Annotated in this window: 16 protein-coding genes; 4 read left to right on the forward strand and 12 right to left on the reverse strand. The window is 59.6% G+C overall.

Features of this window, described 5'->3' with window-relative positions; translation table 11 throughout:
- Positions 1–8 precede the first annotated feature (8 nt).
- From ACRWA7_RS09840 to ACRWA7_RS09850, 3 genes are all read right to left on the reverse strand, one after another.
- Positions 9–1034, reverse strand: coding sequence for an aldo/keto reductase (locus tag ACRWA7_RS09840; RefSeq protein WP_438392497.1), 1026 nt, complete (start codon positions 1032–1034; stop codon positions 9–11).
- An 84-nt stretch (positions 1035–1118) separates the two neighbouring features.
- Positions 1119–1973, reverse strand: coding sequence for an oxidoreductase (locus ACRWA7_RS09845; RefSeq protein ID WP_438392498.1), 855 nt, complete (start codon positions 1971–1973; stop codon positions 1119–1121).
- Between the two features lie 576 nt (positions 1974–2549).
- Positions 2550–2978: a hypothetical protein gene (locus ACRWA7_RS09850; RefSeq protein WP_157766643.1), complete on the reverse strand. Its 429-nt coding sequence runs from the start codon at positions 2976–2978 to the stop codon at positions 2550–2552.
- Positions 2979–2987: 9 nt separating this feature from the next.
- Between ACRWA7_RS09850 and ACRWA7_RS09855 the strand changes: the two genes are divergently transcribed.
- The 3 genes from ACRWA7_RS09855 (at position 2988) to ACRWA7_RS09865 (ending at position 5191) form a co-directional block, all read left to right on the forward strand.
- The gene (locus ACRWA7_RS09855) at positions 2988–3746 is read left to right on the forward strand and encodes a hypothetical protein (RefSeq protein ID WP_438392499.1); all 759 of its coding nucleotides are present in this window, start codon (positions 2988–2990) and stop codon (positions 3744–3746) included.
- Positions 3747–3848: 102 nt separating this feature from the next.
- On the forward strand, positions 3849–4064 hold the full coding sequence (locus tag ACRWA7_RS09860; RefSeq protein WP_438392500.1) for a DUF2945 domain-containing protein: 216 nt from the start codon (positions 3849–3851) through the stop codon (positions 4062–4064).
- 212 nt (positions 4065–4276) lie between these two features.
- Complete coding sequence (locus tag ACRWA7_RS09865; RefSeq protein WP_060856598.1) at positions 4277–5191, forward strand: 2-deoxy-5-keto-D-gluconate 6-phosphate aldolase domain-containing protein; 915 nt, start codon at positions 4277–4279, stop codon at positions 5189–5191.
- Positions 5192–5219: 28 nt separating this feature from the next.
- Here the strand turns inward: ACRWA7_RS09865 and ACRWA7_RS09870 are convergent, their stop codons facing one another.
- From ACRWA7_RS09870 to ACRWA7_RS09910, 9 genes are all read right to left on the reverse strand, one after another.
- Positions 5220–6833, reverse strand: coding sequence for an ABC transporter ATP-binding protein (locus ACRWA7_RS09870; protein ID WP_438392501.1), 1614 nt, complete (start codon positions 6831–6833; stop codon positions 5220–5222).
- Entirely contained in the window at positions 6830–7960 is a 1131-nt protein-coding gene (locus ACRWA7_RS09875; protein ID WP_438392502.1) for an ABC transporter permease, read from the reverse strand. Before ACRWA7_RS09875 ends, ACRWA7_RS09870 begins: the two co-directional genes overlap by 4 nt.
- On the reverse strand, positions 7914–8963 hold the full coding sequence (locus ACRWA7_RS09880; protein WP_060856601.1) for a microcin C ABC transporter permease YejB: 1050 nt from the start codon (positions 8961–8963) through the stop codon (positions 7914–7916). Before ACRWA7_RS09880 ends, ACRWA7_RS09875 begins: the two co-directional genes overlap by 47 nt.
- 6 nt (positions 8964–8969) lie before the next feature.
- Complete coding sequence (locus ACRWA7_RS09885) at positions 8970–10772, reverse strand: extracellular solute-binding protein (RefSeq protein ID WP_438392743.1); 1803 nt, start codon at positions 10770–10772, stop codon at positions 8970–8972.
- An 85-nt stretch (positions 10773–10857) separates the two neighbouring features.
- Positions 10858–11616: a TonB family protein gene (locus ACRWA7_RS09890; RefSeq protein ID WP_438392503.1), complete on the reverse strand. Its 759-nt coding sequence runs from the start codon at positions 11614–11616 to the stop codon at positions 10858–10860.
- A gap of 13 nt (positions 11617–11629) precedes the next feature.
- A complete protein-coding gene (locus ACRWA7_RS09895; RefSeq protein ID WP_438392504.1) occupies positions 11630–13270 on the reverse strand; it encodes a peptide ABC transporter substrate-binding protein in 1641 nt (546 codons plus the stop codon).
- A 116-nt stretch (positions 13271–13386) separates the two neighbouring features.
- Positions 13387–14169 (reverse strand): energy transducer TonB, encoded by a 783-nt coding sequence (locus ACRWA7_RS09900; protein WP_438392505.1) that lies wholly within the window; start codon positions 14167–14169, stop codon positions 13387–13389.
- Positions 14166–14588 carry an ExbD/TolR family protein gene (locus ACRWA7_RS09905; protein WP_060856605.1) on the reverse strand — a complete coding sequence of 141 codons (423 nt, stop codon included), beginning with the start codon at positions 14586–14588 and terminating at the stop codon, positions 14166–14168. The genes ACRWA7_RS09900 and ACRWA7_RS09905 overlap by 4 nt, the downstream gene beginning before the upstream one ends.
- Before the next feature lie 95 nt (positions 14589–14683).
- Entirely contained in the window at positions 14684–15337 is a 654-nt protein-coding gene (locus tag ACRWA7_RS09910; protein WP_060856606.1) for a MotA/TolQ/ExbB proton channel family protein, read from the reverse strand.
- Positions 15338–16354: 1017 nt separating this feature from the next.
- On the opposite strand from ACRWA7_RS09910, the gene ACRWA7_RS09915 reads away from it, so the two are divergent.
- Positions 16355–19066: a TonB-dependent receptor domain-containing protein gene (locus ACRWA7_RS09915; RefSeq protein ID WP_438392506.1), complete on the forward strand. Its 2712-nt coding sequence runs from the start codon at positions 16355–16357 to the stop codon at positions 19064–19066.
- The last annotated feature ends 270 nt before the right edge of the window (positions 19067–19336 follow it).

The raw sequence follows: 19336 nt of genomic DNA on the forward strand, positions 1-19336 counted from the left end.
CCGGCTCTTTAAACCGGCGCCGGATTGCGCTCGGCGAACCCGCTCTGATGCCAATACGGGTACGGCAGCGTAGTTGCGCTGGCCTTGTCCAGAATCGCGATCTGCTCGGCGCTCAACGACCAGCCAATGCTGCCCAGGTTCTCGCGGAACTGCACTTCATCGCGCGCGCCCACGATCACATTCGCCACGGTAGGACGCTGCAGCAGCCAGTTCAGCGCAATCTGCGGCACGCTCTTGCCCGTTTCCTTCGCAACGGCGTCGAGCGCATCGACTACCCCGTAGAGGTATTCGTCGGCAACAGGCGGCCCTTTGTCCGCCGTCACGTGCAAGCGGCTGTTCGCCGGCAGCGGCGTGCCGCGGCGGATCTTGCCGGTTAGGCGTCCCCATCCCAACGGACTCCATACAATCGTGGAAACCTTCTGATCGAGTCCAAGCGGCATCAGTTCATGCTCGAAATCGCGGCCAATCAGCGAGTAATACGCCTGATGCGCCGAATGCCGCGCGAGTCCTTCGCGATCCGATGCCGACAGCGACTTCATCAGGTGCCAGCCGGAAAAATTCGAACAGCCGATCACGCGGATCTTGCCCGCGCGCACGAAGTCATCGAGCGTGCGGAGCGTTTCTTCCACGCGCGTCATCGCGTCGAAACCATGAAGCTGGTAGATGTCGATGTAGTCGGTGTTCAGGCGCTTCAGACTGCCGTTGATGGACTCGGTCAGATGATGCCGGGTCGAGCCGACATCGTTCAAGCCTTCGCCGAAACGGAACGTGCCCTTGGTCGATACGATCACCTGCGAACGCCGTCCGGCAATCGCCTTGCCAAGGATTTCCTCGGCCATGCCGTCCGAATAGATGTCGGCGCTGTCGAACATTGAAACGCCCGCGTCAAGCGCGATATCGACCAGCCGCCGCGCGCCGTCGGCGTCGGTGCTGCCCCACGCCTTGAAAAAATCGTTGCCACCGCCGAACGTGCCGGTGCCGAGGCTTAGCACCGGAACTTTGAATCCTGATTCGCCTAACAAGCGATATTCCATTTCAGTCGCTTCCTTTCCAGTTGAAGGGGAATGAATCCGCCCGGTTCGATAAGACCGTGGCGGGATGATCTGCCATGCCTCGGCTTACTTCGATCCTTCCGGGAAATCCGCGCCAACGGTCGTCTTCTCCCATGTATCGAAGTCATGCTTGAGCAAATCAACCTTCTTGCGCGCGAGTTCCAGCGCAGCCTTGCCGAGCAGCAAGCGCAACGGCGGCGTGTCCGACAACGCCGCGTCAATGATCGCCTGCGCCGCGCGAACCGGGTCGCCCGCCTGATTGCCGCTGCGCGCTTCGGTCTGCTTGCGGCGCTCGCCGGCGGTGGCCGCGTAGGCGTCGATGCGCGTTGCCGATTGCTTGATCGACGGACCCGCCCAGTTCGTGCGGAACGGTCCCGGTTCAACGATCAGCACGTCGATACCCAGCGGCTTGACTTCAATGGCGAGCGACTCGGAGATGCCTTCCACCGCGTACTTGGTGCCGTGGTAATAGCCAGTGGCCGCGAAGCTGGTGATGCCGCCAATCGATGAAATGTTCACGACCAGTCCGCTCTTCTGTTCGCGCATGAGGGGCAGCACGGCTTTGGTCATATCGACAAGACCAAATACATTGGTGTCGAACATCGCGCGCACGGCGTCGTCCTCGCCTTCTTCGATCGCCGCCAGATAACCATAACCGGCGTTGTTCACGAGCGCGTCGACGCGTCCGAATTTTTTCGTCGATTGAGCAACGACATCCGCGATCTGCTTGCGGTCGGTGACGTCGAGTTGCAATGCGAGCGAAGTCTGCGGATAGCCTTCGGTCAGGTCCTTGAGCGTCGATGGATCACGCGCGGTGACTACGGCCCGCCAGCCGCGCTCGAGCACGAGTTTCGCGAGTTCATGGCCAAAACCTGTGGAGCAGCCGGTGATCAGCCATACGGGGTTGTCGCGATTCATCATGGAAAGCTCCTGTTCATGTTGAGGAAAGTGGATTGAATCAATGCGGGGAATTTCGTTGGGGATCGCCGAGCGTGCTAAGCAGCGAATGGTGTCCGGATGATGCGCCGGATGTGCCGCCAGAACCGTGCCCATGCGAAGGCGCCCGGCTAAAGCTTACTCGCGATGCGCGTTTGCAGCACAAGTGGCCGCGAAGCGGCCTGGCCATTATTCGAGCATTGAGTCAAACGGTGGGCAGCAAATACAGAAATATTAAAGCCGCCCAACAATGCATTTACAGGTTTTTGCGTGGGACACGCTCGTTGTTATTCGAGCATTCAAATCCGGCGTTACGTTGCATTCAGGTGCGAGGTTCCAGTTTTCAAAAACATCGAATCGGGGAACAAACGTAATCAGTTCAAGCCCCAACAAGATTATCCGAGGGACAACTGCGCCGCATTAATTCAGTCACCTTTACTACGGACTCCGGTCTATCACTCGCTCCTGCCGCATTATTCCCCCATTGCGGATGGATGCTGGCCGATTATGCCCACTCATTGGGCGGCCTTAACAAACCATGCAAATTTCTCGGTATATGGCTCACCTGTCGGGCATTTTGGCGGATACAAGATATTCGTATCTTCCACGATGCTTATAAAGCGTGCCACTTAATACGGCGCGATTCAAATCAGCAACAAATTCCCGGATCACGATTTGGACGACAAACCAATGGAAATTTTTCCTTGTACGCTGGTATTTGTCGATATGCAGGCGGCTACCAGTCCCAACAGCACAAGTAAAGATCCGCTCTCTTACGCGCGTCAGGCGCTGTGCCTGAACAAAAGCCTGCTGCGTGCCGGCATGCCTCGCCTTACCATTTTCACGAATGCCCGCGATCGTGTTGAGTCGCTTTGCGCCGCCGAGCCTGCCGCGCAGCGCCCGTATGTGGTCGAGTTGATCACAAGCATCGACGTGCCACGGAACACGGAATTTTACGGCGCGCATTTCAAGCTCGACCTGCTTGAGCAAGTAACGGACATGCTCCGGCCGGATACGCTGCTCATGCTGCTGGATTCGGATATCGTTGCAATGCGGCCGCTCGATCAAGCGTTGCTCAAGCGTTGCGCGGACGTGGGCGTAGGCGCGTTCGATATTTCCGATCAGGTATTCCCGGCGTATGGAAGCGACTGCGTGATACAGGATCTGGAAATCGTTGCAGGCACGCATCTGCTCAACCCACGCTGGTTCGGCGGTGAATTCCTGTTGAGCACGCCGGCGTTCCTCAGGACGCTGGTGCCGCGCGCACGTGCCCATTGCGAACGATATCTGGACCAGATCGCGCGCCTTCAACATCACGGCGACGAATCGTTCGTGTCAGCAGCGCTCAACACCCTCGCCGACGAAGGCCAGCAGATCGTGGAACTCGGCGCGTATCAGGCTATAGGCCGGCACTGGACGGGCAATACGCATCGTGATCTGCGATGGTTCCAGCATTGCTCGTTCGTGCATCTGCCGGACGGCAAGGCGCTGATCGAACGCGAGTCGCGTCATGCGGAGTTCGTCCCCAAACGCTTCTGGCGTGCTGTGTCGAAGGCGCACTGGTTGAATCGCGCACGCTTTGGCATCAAGCTCTGCTTCGAGGCAACGTCGGTCGCGCCAAGGCTGCGCAAAATGCTTACACCCGGCAAACACGCGCCGAGTGTAAGCACCGTCACAAAGCCTTCATCCGTGGATACTTTTGCGGCCCAAGCCAGTTCGCATCGCGTCGAAGAAAGCAGCAAGGAGCCGGTCTCCTGAATCCGGCGGCGGTGGCAACCTTCATACCGATTCCCGAATAAATCGTCGGCCACGGCACGCGGGTTGCGCAGGCAATGCAACAACCATTGCCAGGAGGCGCAAATGAGCCAGACATTCAAGGTGAAGGATCACGTGAGCTGGAACACCCCGCAAGGCGAAACCAGCGGACATGTCACGCGTGTGATCAAGGAACATACGAAACTGGATGGGCATGCCGTCAGCGCTACAGCCGATGATCCGAGTTACGAGGTCGAAAGCGAAAAGAGCGGCAAGCGCGCGGTACACAAGGGCGGCGCGCTGCACAAGGTGAAAAGCTGATCCTCTGCTTGCCGGCGTGGACATCTTCAAGCAGCTTCAGGTAGTTTCGAACGCGTAACAGGCATCGCGCTTGCATACGCGTTTCTGCATTTGCCTTGCGGCAAGATCATAATGGCTGTTCAGCCGCTGCCGGCGCCCGCTGGCGCTGTTGCAAGGTAGCGCCCGGTTCTACCCCGTTTGCAGCGTAATCGCAGACCTACAGGAGTGTCGACATGACCCTTGGCTATACCAAACCGCTCTACATCCTTCCGTTCGATCACCGCGCGTCCTACATCAAAGGCATGTTCAACCTGAAAGCGCCGCTGACGGACGAGCAGCATGCGAAGGTATCGGACAGCAAGCAACTGATTTATGAAGGTTTCAAGAACGCATTGTCGCAAGGGGTATCGGCGGATGCGGCGGGCATTCTGGTCGATGAGGAATTCGGCGCCAGCATCCTCGCCGACGCAACCAAGAACCACATCATCACGGCGGTATCGACGGAACAAAGCGGCTCGGACGAATTCCTGTTCGAATACGGTGACGACTTTGAGAAGCATCTCGATTCGGTCAAGCCGACCTTCGCGAAAGCGCTGGTTCGCTATAACCCGGAAGGCGATGCCGAATTGAACAAGCGCCAGACCGCGCGCCTCAAGCAGCTTTCCGACTACTGCACGAAGAAACAAGTGCCTTTCATGTTCGAACTGCTGGTTCCCGCCACGGATGCGCAACTCGAAAAGGTTGGCAAAGACAAGGACGCATACGACCTCAAGCTCCGGCCAACGCTGATGCGCAATGCCATTGAAGCGCTGCAGGATGCGGGCGTCGAGCCGGCGGTGTGGAAGATCGAAGGACTGGACCAGCGCGATGACGCGGTGAAGCTCGTGGAAACTGCTCAACGCGGCGGCCGCACGGACGTGGGCTGCATCATCCTCGGGCGCGGCGCGAGCGACGAGAAGGTCAAGGCGTGGCTCAAGACGGCGGCCAGCGTTCCGGGGTTTATTGGCTTCGCGGTTGGACGCACGAGTTTCTTCGAACCCGTGGCCGATTTCGAAGCGAAAAAGATCAGCCGCGAGGACGCAGCCAAGGAGATTGGCCGGCGCTATCGCGGATGGGTGGATACGTTCGAAAGCGGCCGGCAGGCTTGACGTCCTGAATCAGCGGGCGCGGCCCGGCTCAAGCCGCTGCGCTCGCAACCAGCGAAGCTGCAAGCAACGCTTGTGTGTAGGGATGCGCGGGTGCTTGGAGCACCTGCATGGTCTCCCCTATCTCCACGATCCTTCCCGCCTTCATCACCACGACCCTGTGCGCCATTGCGCGCATCACGGCAAGGTCATGCGTGATGAACAGGTAACTGAGCGTGTATTTTTTCTGCAGGCGCGTGAGCAGGTTGAGCACCTGCTGCTGTATCGATACATCCAGCGCGCTCGTCGGTTCATCGAGCACGAGCAGTTCAGGTTCGACCGCAAGCGCCCTCGCTATGGCAATACGCTGCCGCTGGCCACCCGAAAATTCCTGCGGATAACGCGGCAGGACATCGGTCGGCAAGCCTACTTCGTCAAGTAGTTCCGCGACGCGCCGGCGCCGTGCGGTTGCATCCACCTCTGGCCGATGCAACGCGATCCCTTCGCCCACGATCTGCTCGATGGTCATCCGTGGAGAAAGCGATCCGTACGGGTCCTGGAACACGACCTGCAGCCGCGACGAAATCATCCGCCGCGAGTTTGCCCTCCTGAGCGTGAAGACAGGCTGTCCGTCGATATGAATTCCACCTTGCGCCGGCCGCTGCAAGCCGAGGATCGTTGCAGCCAGCGTGGACTTTCCCGAACCGGATTCGCCTACCACGCCGAGCGTTTCACCCCGGCGCAACGTGATGTCGATATCCTGCAACGCCCTGAACGACGACTGCGTGAAAGCGGAGCGCCAGCCCTTCGCGGGAGCCCTGTAATCGACGGCCAGGTCCTGCACTTCCAGCAAGCGGCGCGCGTTCGGCGCAATGGGCTCGATAGCGCGCCTCGGCTCGCTGTCGAGCAGGCGGCGCGTATAGGGATGCTGCGGATTCGCAAACAATGCGGCCGTTGTGTTGGTTTCGACCAGTACGCCTTTTTCCATGACCGCGACACGTTGCGCGAAACGCTTTACCAGATTCAGGTCATGCGTGATGAGCAGCACCGCCATGCCGCGCTCGGCCGCTTCCTGTTCCTGCAAGCCAATGAGCAAGTCGACGATCTGCTGGCGCACGGTCACATCGAGCGCGGTGGTGGGTTCGTCCGCGAGCAGGAGCCGCGGGCGGCATGCAAGCGCCATTGCGATCATCGCGCGTTGCCGCTGGCCACCGGATAATTGATGTGGATAACTATCTATACGGCGCTCCGGCTCCGGAATCCCCGTGCGCCGCAACAGTTCAATACCGCGTTCGCGCGCCGCATTGGGCCGCATGCCTTCGTGCAGACGCAAGCTCTCCGCAATCTGCTTGCCGATGGTGAACAACGGATTGAGCGCGGTCATTGGTTCCTGGAAGACCATTGCAACGTCGCGGCCGCGAATGCCGCGCATCTGCTGCTCGGTCTTTTGCAGGAGGTCATCGCCGTCCAGCAGGATGCGTCCGGCCTGGCGCGCGTTCTCAACGAGCCCGAGTATCGACAGCGCCGTGACGCTTTTTCCCGATCCCGACTCGCCGACGAGCGCGACCCGTTCGCCCCGTGCAATCGAAAGGTTCAGATCCTGCACGACGGTTTTATCGCCGAAATGGATGGAGAGGTGATCGAGTTGCAACAAGGGCGTGGTCATTTCCGGACGCCTCCAAAGGCGGAGCCGCGCGTGCGCGTATCGAGGGCAGTGCGCAACGCGTCGCCCATGAAGGTCAGCAGCAGCAACGTCACCACCAGCGCGCCGAATGCGGCGCCCGATATCCACCACGCATCGAGATTGTTCTTGCCTTCGGCAAGCAGTTCGCCAAGGCTGGGAGTGGGCGCGGGCACGCCAAGGCCCAGAAAATCCAGGCTAGTCAACGCGAGAATGGCCGCGCTCATGCGAAACGGCAGGAAGGTGATCACGGGCGTAAGGCTGTTGGGCAATACATGCCGCCACATGATCTGCCAGTTGGAAAGACCCATGGTGCGTGCGGCGCGCACGTAGTCGAGCGAGCGGTTGCGCAGGAACTCGGCGCGTACATAGTCCGAGAGCGCAAGCCACCCGAACGCCGACAACAGGATGAAAAGCAGCCACAGGGTGGGCTCGAATATCGACGCAAAGATGATGAGCAGGTACAGGTCCGGCATGGAACTCCATATCTCGATCAGGCGCTGCCCGATCAGGTCGGTGCGCCCGCCGTAGAATCCCTGCACGGCGCCCGCCAGAACGCCCAGCACGACGCCGGAAACCGTCAGCGCCATTGCCATGAGCACGGACAGCCGGAAGCCGTAAAGCAGGCGAGAAAACACGTCGCGGCCGAACTGGTCCGTGCCGATCCAGTTCGCGGCGGACGGCGGCGCTGGGTTGGGCCGCGTCGCGAAGTAATCGACTGTGTCGTAGTGAAAATGGATTGGCGGATAAATCGCGAAATTGCCTTTCGATTCCAGCCGGTCCCGGATATACGGATCCAGATAATTCGTACGCGCCGGAAAGTCGCCGCCGAAGATCTTTTCCGAATAGTCCTTCACCACCGGGAAATAGTAGTGCCCTTCATAGCACACGATCAGCGGTCGGTCGTTCGCAAGCACTTCGCCGAGCAGGCTGATCGCAAACAGCACCGCGAACACGATGCTGCTCCAGTAGCCGAGCCGCTGGGTCTTGAAACGCAGCCATACCCGCCGCCCGGGCGACAGAGAAGGCGTGGGCTCGGGCAGGTTCGGCGGCGGGCTCACGCGCTCACCGGTCCAGCCGGTCGAACTGGATGCGGGGGTCGACGAGGACATAACAGACATCTGCAATGAGCTTGGTCACAAGACCAATCAGGGTGAAGAGGAACAGTGATCCAAGCACGACAGGATAGTCGCGGCGGATCACCGAGTCGTAGGAAAGCTGGCCCATACCGTCGAGGGAAAACAGCGTCTCGATCAGCAGGTTGCCGTTGAGGAACGCGCCCACGAACGCGGCGGGCAGTCCGGTCAGAAGTGGAATCATCGCGTTGCGCAGCACGTGTTTCCACAGCACGTCGCGCTGCGGCGCGCCCTTCGCTCGCGCGGTCAAAACGTATTGCCGCCCGATCTCCTCCAGGAAGGTGTTCTTGGTCAGGATGGTGACGATCGCGAAGTTGCCGACGACCGACGCGGTAACCGGCAACGCGATATGCCACAGGTAGTCGAGCACCTTGCCCGCCATGCTGAGCTGGTCGAAATCATCGGAGGTCAACCCGCGCATGGGGAAGACTTGCCACATGGAGCCGCCGCCAAAAAGCATCAGCAGCAGCACGCCGAGCACGAATCCGGGGATCGCGTACCCGGCAAGGACCAGGATGCTGGTCGCGGTGTCGAAGCGGGAACCGTTGCGTATGGCCTTCGAAATACCCAGCGGCACCGCGATCAGATAGGTCAGCAAGACTGTCCATAGTCCAAGCGTCACGGAAACAGGCAGCTTGGAACGGATCACGGCCCATACGCTCTGGTGCTGATAATACGATTGCCCCAGGTCGAAGCTTGCGTAATTCTTCAACATGCTGAAGTAGCGAACGAGCGGCGGTTTATCGAAGCCGAACTGCTTTTTCAACTGCTCGACCTGCTGCGGGTCCACGCCCTGCCCACCGTGATAACCACCGCCTCCGCCCGCTTCGCCGCCATGGTTCACGCCGTGGCGTAGCTGACTCATGATCTGTTCAACGGGACCGCCCGGCACGAACTGCGTGACCACGAAGGTGAGCGTGACCACGCCAATCAATGTGGGGATCATCAGCAACAGGCGTCTCAGGATATAAGCGGCCATAGGGACTCAATGGGTTGGCGCAGTGCTGGCTGTAGCCACCGGTTTAACGAACCAGTAATCGATCAGCCAGTCTTCGGCGTAGTACGAGTTCGGCAGAACCTTCGGATAACCCATGCGCGCCTTGTAGCCCACGCGCACATTGGGTGCGTAGTATTCCGGCACGATGTAATAGCCGTTGATCAGGACGCGGTCGAGCGCGTGCGTGGCGGTCTGCAAATCAGCGAGCGTGTTGGCCGTGAGCGCGGCGTCGATCATTGCATCGGCGGCTTTCGATCTGACGCCTGGAAAATTCTCCGAGCCCGGTTGAGATGCCGCAGCGCTGCCGAAGCGCCGCGTGAGTTCCCCGCCCGGGATGGTCACCGGCGAATAGACGTACGTGGTCATGTCGAAGTCGAACGCGTCCATGCGCTTGCCATAGAGCGCACTGTCGAGTTCGCGCATCTGCGCCTGAATGCCAAGCGTTTGCAACTGCTGCACGTAAGGCATGATGACGCCGTCCATGCCGGGCTGGTCGTCCATGATTTCAATGGACATGGCCGTGCCGTTCGCGTCGCGCAACGCACCATCGCGATAGTTCCATCCCGCCTCGTTGAGCAGCGCCTGAGCTTCGCGCAAGTTCGCGCGCAGGGAGTGCGGCGGCGTGGTGTCGGGCTGCCTGAGCATCGGGCCGAACACGGCGGCGGGAACCTCCGGACGATACGGCTCAAGCAACGCCAGTTCCTTCGCATCGGGCACGCCCGTAGCGCCGAACGGACTGTCCTGGAAGTAACTGCCGGTGCGCCGGTATTGCCCGTAGAACGTCAGCCGGTTGAGCCATTCGTAGTCGAACGCGAGCGTAAGCGCACGCCTCACGCGAGGATCGGCGAACTGGGGTTTGCGCGTGTTGATGAAAATGCCCTGCATCTGCGCGGGGCCATCGGGAAACAGGCCTCTTCTAAGCGATCCGTTTGCGATGTTCTTGCCGACGTACTTACGCGCCCAGGTACCCGACGAATACTCCACGCGCATATCCGTGTGCCCGGCCTTGAAGTCTTCGAGCGACGTGTAGTGGTCGGTAAAGAGGCGGAATGTAATGCGTTTGAAGCGGTACATGCCGCGTCGCGACGGCAGGTCCGCGGCCCAGTAATCCGGGTTGCGTGCGTAGGTAATCTGCTTGTCGTTCTTGCGTTGCTCGATCAGGTACGCACCGCTTCCAAGCGGCGGGACATTGGCGATCTTGTCGAACGAAGGCCGCGTGCCGTCCGGCTTCATGCCCCATTTCGGCGAGAACACCCAGAGGTCGCCGGCAATCAGCGGTGCATCGCGGCGTGCTTCCCTGAAATCGAAACGCACCGTCAGGCGGTCAAGCACCGTCGCCTTCGCGATGTTGGCGAACTGCGAATTGTAGATGGGCGAAACCTGGTTGCTCGCGAGGGTATCGAAGGAATACTTCACGTCGGCGGCGGTAATCGCATCGCCGTTGGAAAAGCGCGCCTTTGGGTTGATATGGAAGGTCGCCGACTTGCCGTCCGGTGCGACATTGACATCGTCCGCTATCAACGGATATTCCGATGCCAGTTCATCCCAGCTTCGCTGCATCAGCGTGTCGAACATGAGGTTCTTCAGGTCGGGCGCGGGTGCGCCGCGAACCAAGAACGGATTCATGGAATCGTAGCTTTGCAGTTCGTCGTAATTCTGGAAATTCATGTCGCCGTCATTTGGCGCGTCGGGGTCCGCGTAGTCGAAATGCGTGAAGCCAGCCGGATATTTCGGCTCGTCGTATTGCGCAATCGATGGACTCGCAAAAGCACCGTGGACCACCAACACCATGCCAAGCGCGAGCGTCGTGAACGTCCTGCGCCGGACCGCTCTTACCTCCGCTCTTACCTCCGCTCTTACCTCCGCTCTTACCTCATTACTCATCGTCGCTCGCGGTTGTCTTGAACGAGAACTGCACCTCGCCCACGTAAGGCTCGGGATTCTTCTCGCATTTATAGCCCTTGCCTGCCGCGATCACGGCTTCGTTGAAGACGGATGTTGGTGGCGAGACGCGCATGATCTTCACCTCGCTTACCTGGCCGTCAGTGCCAATCGACAAACGCGCCGTTACCGTCGCCGAGATTCCGTCCTGCAGCGCTTTGCGGGGAATCTGCGGTTGCACGGACTGGCAATGGCCGCGGCCGTCCACCACGCCATGCAATCCGGGCGCAGGTGCGGGTGCCGGCGCGGCCGCCGCTGCAACGGGCGCAGCCGGCGTTGTATTGGCAGGCGCTGTTGCAAGTGCCGGCGCGTTCGGCGCGGGAGTGGCCGCAGCCGGAATATTGGCTTCCCTGGGCGCTGGCGCGGGCTTTGCAGGCGGCGGCTTGGGCGTGGGCAGCGGCTTGGGTTTCACTGGCGTCGGCCTGGGTTTCTCCACGGGCGTGGGCGCGGGCGGCGGCTCGATCTTTTGCACCTCCGGCGGTGGAGGCGGCGGCGGTGGAGGCGGCGCCATGGTCACGCGCATCTCCTTGGGCGGCGTTTGCAACGGCGCGAAGCTTACATGTGTGAGGCCGTAGATCATCAGCCCTGTCACGACGATCGCCGCCGCGACGAACATGCCCATCGGCTGATGTCGATGCTGTGCGTGAGCGGACGCCCACAGCGCGCCCTTCAAGGGTTCATGCGAATCGTTCATGACGGGTCTGGACTCAGTGCTTGATGATGTACAGGTCTTCGCTGCGGTAGTGGTCCATCGGATTCTTCGTGGAATAACCACCCACGTAGCTTTTCACGAGGCGCACCAGCGTGTATTGCAGCAGCGGCAACATTGGATAGTCTTCCATTGCAAGCTTGCCGGCTTCTGTTTGCAGTTTCTGCCGCGTGGCGGGATCGGTGGAGTTCGACGCGTCGCGCATCAGGGCGTCGGCTTTCGGGTTGCACGCCTGGTTGTCGTTTTGTTCCGAGCCGCATTGAACCAGCGTGAGGAACGTGCTTGCGTCGTTGTAATCGGCCACCCAGCCGTTGCGCGCGATCTGATAGTCGCCGTCATGGCGCTTTTTCAGCAACACCTTGAATTCCATGGCCTGGATATCGGTGTCGAGTCCGAGCTTGCTCTTCCATTCCGATGCCGCGAAGATAGCCATTTTCTTGTGATATTCGCTGGTGTTCATCGCGAACTGCAGCTTGGTGCCCGGCTTCACGCCCGCTTCGGCCAGCAGTTTTTTAGCTTCCTCCACACGCTTCGCCATGGGCCAGGAAGCCCAGTCGTAGGCGCTGACATCCGCGCCCTTAACGCCTTTCACAATCACGCCATACGCCGGGATCTGCCCGTCGGCCGTGACGCGCTGCGCGAGGATGTCGCGATCGATCACCATGGACAAGGCCTTGCGAACGCGTACGTCCTTCAGCAACGGATCTTTGTTGTTGAACGAGTAATAGCGCAAGCCGAGCATGGGCGCCGCGCGCATCTCGTTCGGATACGCCTGCTTGTAGCGCGCGAACGTTCCCGATGGCAATTGATAAACCCAGTCGTCGCCACCGGACTCGTATTGCTTTACGTCGGTGTTTTCATCTTCTATAGGCAGGTACGTGACCTGATTCAATTGCACGTAGCCCGCGTTCCAGTAATTCGGGTTTTTCGCGAGCACGAGCCGGTTGTTGACTTGCCAATCCTTCAGCATGAACGCGCCGTTGCTAACAAGCTTGCCGGGCTTGGTCCAGTCCTTGCCGTTTTTCTCCATCGCCGCCTTGTTGATGGGCCCGAAGTTCGTGTTCGTCATCAGGTCGGGCAGGAAGGGCACGGGATACGGCGTCTTTATCTGCAACGTATTCGCGTCGATAGCCGTCACGCCCAGCGACGCAACCGGCTTCTTGCCCGCGACAATCTCTGTTCCGTTCAGCAGGAACATGCCGTAGGTGTTCGCATAGGGCGAGGCTGTTTTCGGATCGACGAGCCGCTGGCAGCCGAAGACAAAATCCGCGGCTGTGACCGGTTCGCCGTTGGACCACCGGGCGTTCTTTCGCAGATGAAAGATCCATGTGGTCGGGTCTTTCATCTCCCACGTCTCGGCGACGCCGGGCACCGTTTCGCCATCGGAGCGAACGGCGGTCAGGCCTTCGAAGAGATCACGCGTGACGGTATTGGCCGGCACGGATTCGGCTACGTTAGGATCGAGCGTCTCGACTTCGCTACCGTTGTTGCGCACCAGTTCCTGCTTCGCGGCGAGTTGCGTGCCGGGTGGGATGACGGCCGCGTTTGAAAGGCTGGGAGCGCTCGCGGCGCTGAACAGACAGGTTACGAGCAAAACAGGCAAGCCGCGCAAAGAACGATTCGATGAAACGAAAAACATCAGGAAACTCCCGGAATACATGACTTTCCGCCAACAGCCATCGGCGGTTACAGCGGCCCTCGACATGCCTTGCACGATCACAAGACATGTCGAAGTTCAGGGTTGTGTACAGACCGTTATTCGTCGTCGCTGCCTGGCGCGGTCTTGAACGAGAACGTCACCTCGCCCACATAGGCCTCGGCATTCTTCTCGCACTTGTACGCCTTGGCGGCGGTCGTGACGGCGTCATTGAACACCGAAGTCGGCGGCGTGGTCCTGACGATCTTCACGGCGCCCACGCTGCCATCCGGATTGATCGTGAGATGTGCGACCACGTCCGCCGAGATGCCGTCCTGGAGCGCCTTGCGCGGAATCTGCGGCTGCACTGACTGGCAATGCCCTCGGCCATCGACCACGCCGTGCAATGCAGGCGGTGCAACGGGCGCGGCGCCCGTTGCCGCCACAGGCGGACTGGGCGGCGAACTGGACGGCGTAGTCGCCACGGCGGGCGCATTGGCGGACGGGTTCGCGGCAGCCGGAATCTGCGCTTCCTTAGGCGCCGCCGACGGCTTCGCCGGCGGCGGCCTGGGCGTGGGTAACGGCTTCGGCTCGACCTTCTTCGGCAGCGGCTTTTGCGGCGTGGGAGCCGGTGGAGGCTCGAGCTTCTTCACCTCGGGCGGCGGCGGTGGCGGAGGCGGCGGAGGCGCCATGCGAACCCGCAGCTCCTTGGGCGGCGGCGGTGCATCGGGCGTGAAGTTCACATGCGAAAGACCGGCAATCAGCAACAGCTCGACCAGCAGCGCGGCGCCGACCGCGACTTTCATCGATACCTTGCCGTCTTTCGCCGCACCCCTGGACGCCCACAGCGCCCCGTCCAGAGGCACGCGAGGCGTGCTGACCAGATGTACGGGAACGTTCATGTCGAAGGATTCGTCGCCAGTGCCACGGAACTGATGCCGGCGGCGCGCACCAGGTCCATGACGTGAATGATGTTCTTGTAGCTCGTGCCTTCGTCGCCGGAGATGGCGACATCGACCTTCTTCGAATCACCCACGAGGCCCTTCAAATGCGCGGTGAGTTCGTCGGGCGTGATGGGCTTCGCGTCGAGATAAAGCTCGTCGGTCTTCGTCACGCCGATCGATACCTTGATGGTCTGCTGCAACGCTTCAGCGGTGCTGGATTGCGGCAGGTCCAGCTTGATGCCCGCGCCCTGGATCATCTTGAGCGTGGCGAGCATGAAGAAGACCAGCAGGAACATCATGATGTCGATCATCGGGATGATCTCGATGCGTGCCTTCTCTTCCGCGCCCAGATAGTGACTGCGGTGATTTCTACTCATCTCAAACCTCTTCTGTTTCCAAACGGCACCCGGTCAATGCATGCCCTTCATACGGCCAGTGAAGCACTCTCATGCGGCACACGCTTGCCGCAATCTCATGCTGCGATCTCGGGGCGCACATCCGCGTTGCGGCGAACCGGCGCAGAGAAGCGCGAGACCAGCAACGACTTGATCAGGTCGAACTGATTGACCGTCATGCGGATACGTTTGTTGAAGTAGTTGAGAAAGATCACGCAGATGATGGCAATGACAAGACCGCATGCCGTAGCGGTAAGCGCATGTCCAATACCGCCCGTCACGCCGTTGGGGTTTGCCGTGCCGCTCGCGCCCAACACGTTGAACGATTCCACCATGCCGATGATCGTGCCAAGCAGTCCGAGCAGCGGCCCGAGCGTGACGGCGGTATCGAGCACCCAGAGGTTACGGTCGAGGCGCGGCATCTGGAACATGATCGCCTCTTCCACTTCGCGCTCCACCACCGCTTCGTCGCGCCCATTGACCTTCATTGCGGTCTTCACGAGTTCGGCCTGCACGGTCGAGTCGTAGTGCTTGACGAGCTTCGCGGCATCTTCCGGATGATTGGCCTTCAGCAGCTTCAGATCATGCTCGATGGTCTTGCCTGCGCGCACCGCTCTGGCGAAGAACACCATGCGCTCGATGATGACGGCCATGCCCAGCAGGAAAATGACGCCAAGGAGGGGAATGAGGCCCATCGACTGGACCGAATAATTAATGAGGGTATTCAGCACTGCGGACTCCGGTTAGGACAAACGACGCTAATCATTTTTTAGATGACGGTAGTTCTTTGAGCGGGCAGCTTCGTTTCGACGCCGCTCGTAAAAGCGCGACCTTCTAAGCAACGGCTATGCCAGGAGATACGCCAGCCTTTTACCGGCGATGGGCCAAATGCCTATTACGCGTTGATCTTACGGCGAATTTTAGTTTGTTGACCGATCCTGTTTTCGCGAACTTTTTTTGCAGTCGTTGCCGTACTGCCAATATCGCATAGATGGAGGCCTGATAATCCCGTCAAAGCCGACCAGTGAAATAAGAAAACCCATCCTTTGTGCACCAAATGATTACTCTGGTGCTTATGAAAGAATTTCGTAATGAATATGCGGAAGGTATCTTTTTGATTATCGTCCGCTTCATATGCTCCTAAACCCTAGGACTTCTGGATAGACGCAATCCCTCCATGGCAAAGAGTTTCATCGAGGGTATTACAAAAGCGCATTGATTATGTTTATACTGTGCACACCCGCCGTGATAACCCCAAAATCGGCTTTCAAAGCGTAATGCACAACGCGATGCATTAGCTCCCTTTCAAGGTGCAAGTTTTGCACCACTATATTTAGACGAATCACTCTAAATCACGCTATTTACAACATTATTCCAAAATAATAAATGGTAATGAGCGTTAAATCGATCGTTTCTCGTTATCCACTAAACAACAATTCTCAATAAAAATAAAACGCATTTATTTCAAATCCTTACTGCATAAATAAATAGCTGTATCCAGCTTTTCCGCTTATCCCTTTTCCCAAATTGGCATAACTCGTGCTCTTGGTGCTGCCGCTTATCAACGGCGCCTTTCAACACGATTGAGATTGCGCCTTGACTGACGATGCTCAAACAACGCATTCAGCGTTTTAAACGCGCCCCGCAATAAAAAGCGTTGAAAAGCATCGCGTGACCGGTTCGTGCAACACACACGTCCCGGCCGGGTTGGTTCGATCAAATATGCTCACTGACAAGAGGGAGAGCACGTGAAACAGAAGAGATTGGTAACGGCGATCAAGGGCATCATTGGCGCCGAACTCGTGCTGAGCGCCGCATTCATTCCGATGGCGCACGCACAGACCGCAGACCCAAGCGGCACCGGTGGCGCTTCGGGTACGACTTCCGCGACCACGGCCGCGCCTGCTGCATCCACGCCGGCAACGGCTCCGACCAAACTTGAAAAAGTGGAAGTCACGGGGTCGCTGATCCGCACATCGGACAAGGTAGGCAACACAGAAGTCCAGACTGTGACAGCCAAGGAGATCGAACAAAGCGGATACACCACCGTGGCCGATTTCCTGCGCGGCGTGTCGGCGAACTCGGCGAGCAGCTGGTCGCAATCGACCATGAACAGCACGGCTCCGGGCGGCGCGGGCATTGCACTGCGCGGTCTCTCGGAGAAGTACACGCTGGTTCTGGTCGACGGCCAGCGCGTCGCGAACTACGCGCAAGCGGTCAACTTCACCGACACCTTCTTCGACATCAACACGATCCCGCTGAACACCATCGACCGGATCGAGATCGTGAAGACCGGCGCGGTATCGCAATACGGCTCCGACGCCATTGCGGGCGTGGTCAACATCATCACGAAGAAAAACTTCCAGGGTTTCCAGATCGACAGCCAGCTCGGCAAGGCCCAGCACCCCGGCGACGCGCAAGGCAGCTTCAGCGTGCTCGGCGGCTTCGGCAATCTCAACACGGACCGTTTCAACGTCACGGGTTCGGCAAGCTGGTATCGCGATTCGGGCTCGACACTCGCCGACCGCGATATGACGAGCAGCCAGGACTTCACGCGCTTCGGCGGCACCAACGCGCCAGCAGGCAACAACCAGCAAAGCTTCTGGACCGCGCCGGACGGCACCAACGTCCCGCTCAATCCGTGCCCGCCGAACACCACGACGGGCCGCACGGGCGGCACCACGTGTACCTACAACACGGCCCACGACTACTCGCTGGTTCCTTCGACCACGCGGCTGAACGCCAAGGTGCGCGGCACGTTCAAGATCAACGACGACATGCAGGCGTATGCCGAGTTCTGGGGCAGCCGCGACGAGACCGTGCAGTACGGCGGCCTGCAGTCGGCGAGCAGCTTGTCGAACGTGTACAACCCGGCGACCAACAGCATCTCGCCGCTCAACCGCACTGTGCCGGGTGGCAATCCGTTCAACCCGTTCGGCGTCGATACCCCGATCAACTACACCTTCCCGACCGCCGGCGTTGGCGTGGATACGGTCTCGACCTTCTGGAAGGCATCGACGGGGATCAAGGGATCGTTCACCACACCGAAGCTTGGCGACTGGGACTGGTCGGTAGACGCGGGCCATTCGCAAAGCACGGTGGACAGCCACTTCTACAACTCGCTGGATGTGGCGGGCTGGCAGAACGTGCTGCAAAACGGCACGTACAACTTCCTGAACCCGGGCTCGACGCCCAACGGCCTGGACGGCGTATTCAGGGACGACTTCCAGCAAGCCATCACGAAGCTCGATACGGTCAGCGCGAAAACGTCGACGTCGAACCTCTTCACGCTGCCCACGGGCAACGTGGGCCTGGGTCTTGGCACCGAGTTCCGGCATGAGAGCTCGATCATCAACCCGCGCACCTATTCGTCGCTGGGTATCGTGTCGCCGGCGCAGATCCAGACGGTGGACGGCTCGCGCAACGTGGCGGCCGTGTTCTACCAGGTCGAGATTCCGATCATCCGCGCGCTGACGTTCACCCAATCGGGCCGCTATGACCACTACAGCGACTTTGGCGGCGCGTTCTCGCCGAGCTTCGCATTGCGTTATCAGCCGGTGCAGGCATTCACGACCTATGCGTCGTTCAGCCGTGGTTTCCGTGCGCCGACACTGGTCGAAAACGCACAGGCGTCGTACACGGGACACCAGAACCTGACCGACCCGTTTGATCCGCGCGGCCCGACCAAGGCGTTCACGACCGAGTTCACGAACGGCAATCCGAACCTTCAGCCTGAGCACACGAAGAACTACAACATCGGCTTCCAGTTGTCGCCGGATGCAACAACCGACATTGGCGCGGGCTTCTACAAGGTGCGCATTGACGGTGTAATCGGCACGCCGGATCCGGTGGCGGTACTCGCCGCGAACGATCCGACCCAGGTGATCCGCAACCCGGACGGCACGCTGCGCTATATCAACTCGCAGTTCATCAACCTGGGCTCGCTCGATACAGACGGCTTCGACTTCAACTGGCGCAAGACGGTCGGCACGCCGGTGGGTTCGTTCACGCTGTCCGGTGACTGGGCCTATGTGTGGCATTTCAAGCTTCACAGCCCGGGCGCGGCGACGGCGGATTTCGCCGGCAACAATCTGGCGCTGAACCAGCCGTTCGGTGCGTCGAATCCGCGCTGGAAGGGCAACACGGACCTGACCTGGGACTATCGCAAGTTCACGACCACGCTGACATGGCAATACACCGGTCCGTACACGAACGCGATTGCGGATATCAACGGGGACACGCCCCTGTCGGTGGCTTCATATAGCCAGTTCAACCTGTTCACGAGCTATCACGGCTTCAAGAACTGGACCATCTACGCAGGCATCAACAACCTGTTCGATAAAAAGCCTCCGTTCGACACCGAATGGACCTCGGGCGCGGACCTGACGGGCTACGACCAGTCGCTCTACACGAACGTGGGACGCTTCTTCCAGGTCGGCGCGACGTACCGGTTCAAGTAAGCCTCTTCAAGCAACATGGCCGGATCTGTCCGGGGCACGGAACGCTTTCGTGTCCCGGACAGTGCGTTTACAGGGCTGCTTTACAGACGGATTTTCTTCGAGTTCCTCAAAGCCAAACATTCGGATACCGAACCAGATTGCGAACGAGCCGCTGTTATCGGCCAGATCAATGTCACTATCCGCCACGAAATGTGCGCAAGCCCACATAGACCACGATGCAGCGAGAAGAAAGTGTCGCCGATGCGCGTCAATGCGGCCTACAAAACATAC

This window comes from Caballeronia sp. DA-9 (assembly GCF_051615025.1).
Lineage (GTDB): Bacteria > Pseudomonadota > Gammaproteobacteria > Burkholderiales > Burkholderiaceae > Caballeronia > Caballeronia sordidicola.